General features: G+C 37.6%; 5 protein-coding genes. 4 read left to right on the forward strand and 1 reads right to left on the reverse strand.

The window, feature by feature from the left end; translation table 11 throughout:
• The 4 genes from GMD1S_RS11425 to GMD1S_RS11440 form a co-directional block, all read left to right on the forward strand.
• Nucleotides 1–267, forward strand: a 267-nt coding sequence (locus tag GMD1S_RS11425) for a DUF2268 domain-containing putative Zn-dependent protease (protein ID WP_000313479.1), incomplete at its 5' end; no start/stop codon positions are given.
• Nucleotides 268–329: 62 nt separating this feature from the next.
• Complete coding sequence (locus GMD1S_RS11430) at nt 330–698, forward strand: EXLDI protein (RefSeq protein ID WP_009013639.1); 369 nt, start codon at nt 330–332, stop codon at nt 696–698.
• 212 nt (nt 699–910) lie between these two features.
• Complete coding sequence (locus GMD1S_RS11435; RefSeq protein ID WP_000261421.1) at nt 911–1,915, forward strand: NADP-dependent oxidoreductase; 1,005 nt, start codon at nt 911–913, stop codon at nt 1,913–1,915.
• A 16-nt stretch (nt 1,916–1,931) separates the two neighbouring features.
• A complete protein-coding gene (locus GMD1S_RS11440) occupies nt 1,932–2,576 on the forward strand; it encodes a TetR/AcrR family transcriptional regulator (protein WP_000444592.1) in 645 nt (214 codons plus the stop codon).
• A gap of 206 nt (nt 2,577–2,782) precedes the next feature.
• Here the strand turns inward: GMD1S_RS11440 and GMD1S_RS11445 are convergent.
• On the reverse strand, nt 2,783–3,064 hold a 282-nt coding region (locus GMD1S_RS11445), incomplete at its 5' end, for a GNAT family N-acetyltransferase (RefSeq protein ID WP_000385351.1).

A 3,064-nucleotide genomic window follows, 5' to 3' on the forward strand; every position in this document is an offset into this window, starting at 1 on the left:
AGTCCAGAGCAGTTAGAAGAGATTAAGCCCATCATCTCAAGTCAGCTTCAGCTAACGGGGATGGCGGAAATGGCACCATATCTCTACGGTGATGAAATAGCTAAGATACAGGGTCAGATACCAGTTGGAATGCCTTATGCTGCGGGCTATGCTTATGGCTATCATCTGATACAAGCCTATCTGAAAATGACTGGCAAAACTATTATTGAAGCAACTGTGACACCAACGGAACAGATTTTAGAGGCGACTAAAGATTTTTGGAAATGACACTTTTGCTTGAAAATCTGCCAGAGTCTGATATAATGAAAGTAATTTTTGGAGGTGACTATATGCACTATAAAAGAGTTGAATTAAAAGTTACAAATCAAGGTATCCATGAGCGCAAGATCTTTCAAGGTGTTAAGATTTTCAGTCGTAGCAAGTTGTCCAAAGATCAGAAAAGTATTCTAACACAGAAGCTTTACCTGACACCGAAGCAAAACATTGTTTACTATCAACGGAAAGATATCAACTATGACCAGAACTGGCATCATAATAAGGACTATTATGAGCTAGCTTATGGCCAGTTGGACAGAGAGACGGTTTTTAAGGTTTGCCAAGATTTTGACGACCTGACTCCTTTTATAGAGGATGAGCTGCTGGAGAAGCTAAAAGAAAAGCGGTCAGCAGGCAAATTTTTTGAAAAATTAGATATATAAAAATCCGACTGCTTTCATAAGCAGTCGGATTTCTCTAATTTATAGTTTGATAATTTTTCATAAGGGAAAATAGATCTATTTTTATCATGAACAGCTAACTTAGTTAGAAATTGTAGAAACAGTATAGTTGAAATCTATGAAGAATAAGTGTATAATCAAAAAAATGATTGAGTGCTCACTCAATTTTGTAGATGTGTAAAGGAGTTCATACAATGGTTGTTCAAGCAATACAATATAGTCGTTTCGGTGATGAAGAAGTGTTAGATTTAGTGAACATTAAATCTGATTCTTTGAAACTGAATCAAGTGAGGGTAGAAGTTCATGCAGTTGGTTTAAATCCTATTGATTATAAGACTTTTGAAGGTGCAAAGCCACTCCGATTTCTATCTTTTATGACAAAACTCAGGAAGCCAAGTCGTTGGTTTGAGTCAAAATCATCTCTTTTTCCAAGAGGTGTTGGTCGGGATTTTGCTGGAGTTATCACAGAAGTTGGTGAAGGAGTAAATCGGTTTGCAGTAGGGGATAAGGTTTTTGGAACAATGATCAGTGACCCTGGATTGGGTACCAAGAGGGGAGCTTTGGCAACAGAAGTTTGTGTCAATGAATCAGAAATTGTGTTGAAACCAGAGATGATTGATATGAACCATGCAGCTACTATGGGTGTAGCCTCTCTAACAGTGGGAGGTGCTTTTAGAAAGATTGATCTAAACTCTAAAGATGTTGTAGTTATTTCAGCAGCAGCAGGTGGTATTGGAAGTATCGCAGTACAGTATGCAGTTGCTAAAGGTGCGACAGTTATTGGAATTGCAAGTAAGAAAAATTCAGATTATCTAAAGTCCTTAGGTGCCATACCAGTAGCTTACGAAGGAAACATCCAGAATGCTCTTCTATCAGCAAGTCCAACGCCGATTACAAAGTTCTTGGATTGCTATGGAAGTGATTATGTTAAATTGGCTTTCAGTTTGGGATTGAAGGGCACTGCTATTGGAACGTTAGTACCTTCACCATATGTTATGATAAGAGGTGCTCAGTTCACGGGTCCGAGACATTCCACATATGATGATTTTAGAGTTCTAGCGGAAATGGTCTCAGATGGGAAGGTTCGGCTGAATATTGATCAGGTTTATGATTTTTCTCTAAAGTCTGTTAGAGAGGCATATCGTAGTCTGAAGTCGGGACACACTCGAGGTAAGAAGGTTATAAAAGTAAGAGAGTAGCAGAGAGGTGCCAGCAATGGAAAGTTTAGAACAAAAGTATGCTCAGACATTAGAAAATAGCAACTTGAGTTTAAAACAACGTCAAGTATTATTATCAAGTCTAAAGCTATTTTCAGAAATTGGCTTTGAAAATACAACAGCCAGCCTTATTGCTAAGGAGGCTGGAGTTTCAGAAGGGACCGTTTTTAGTTACTTTAAGACCAAGGAAGGCATCTTAGAGGCTATTCTGTCAACTTTTCTCGAACAGGTTATTCCAGATGTAATTGCTGATTTTTCTGAGAAGAAATTTACAGCAAGCCAAGAGAGTTTTCCAGTGTTTTTGAGAAGCATTGTTCGAGATAGACTAGTTTTCATTCAGGAGAATCAAATGCAAGTTAAAATTCTCTTGAGTCGTTCTTTTATTGATGAAACTACTTCTGACCAGTTAGGGAATGTTATTGTTCACTCTATCATTAAGTCAATTAGTCCAGTTCTGAATCAGTTTAAAGAGAATGGTGTTATCCGAGATTGGTCAAACGAAAGAATTGTTCGCTATATTTTAGCCTTGAGTCTTTCTTATGCTCTTCCAATGATGTTGAATGATAATGAGGACCTAGACATAGATGAAGCAGTAAATGAAATAGTTGAATGTCTGTCTTTTGCCTTAGTAGAAGTAAAATAAATCTTGATTTTAAGCTTACTATTTTAAATAGTGAGCTTTTTTGAAGCCAACATAAAAATCCCCAATCATAATGATTGAGGATTAAGCAAATGAATCTTAAACAATACCTTAACTATCATAGCCTTGGCTACATTGTTAAAAGTTGTTTTAACTGTGTGGAGGATCTTGATCCTGATGTCTTCGAGTCGATCATAGTATACTGCCATCTATTCATCTGACAAGAGAGATTTTATCATCCAGATATTCATAGCTGGGTGGCCGGCGGCGTTAGAAAGTGGTTGTTTTAGTGCTGTAAAATCATAGTGTTGATAGATGGTCACAGCCGTAGCCAGTTCAGTAGTAGTTTCTAGATAAAGCTGTTCATAACCTGCTAGGCGGGCTTCCTGGAATATGCGCTTTATCAACCTACTGGAATAACCTTTGCCACGACTGTTTTTAGTGACATACAGTTTTTGTAATTCAGCAATCTTATCAGACACAGGTGCAAA

Source organism: Streptococcus sp. GMD1S, assembly GCF_000296875.1.
Lineage (GTDB): Bacteria > Bacillota > Bacilli > Lactobacillales > Streptococcaceae > Streptococcus.

Excerpts from the sequence above, each read along its gene's own strand:
- GMD1S_RS11430 (WP_009013639.1), top strand. The coding sequence starts at position 330 with ATGCACTATAAAAGAGTTGAATTAAAAGTTACAAATCAAGGTATCCAT.
- GMD1S_RS11435 (WP_000261421.1), top strand. The coding sequence starts at position 911 with ATGGTTGTTCAAGCAATACAATATAGTCGTTTCGGTGATGAAGAAGTG.
- GMD1S_RS11440 (WP_000444592.1), top strand. The coding sequence starts at position 1,932 with ATGGAAAGTTTAGAACAAAAGTATGCTCAGACATTAGAAAATAGCAAC.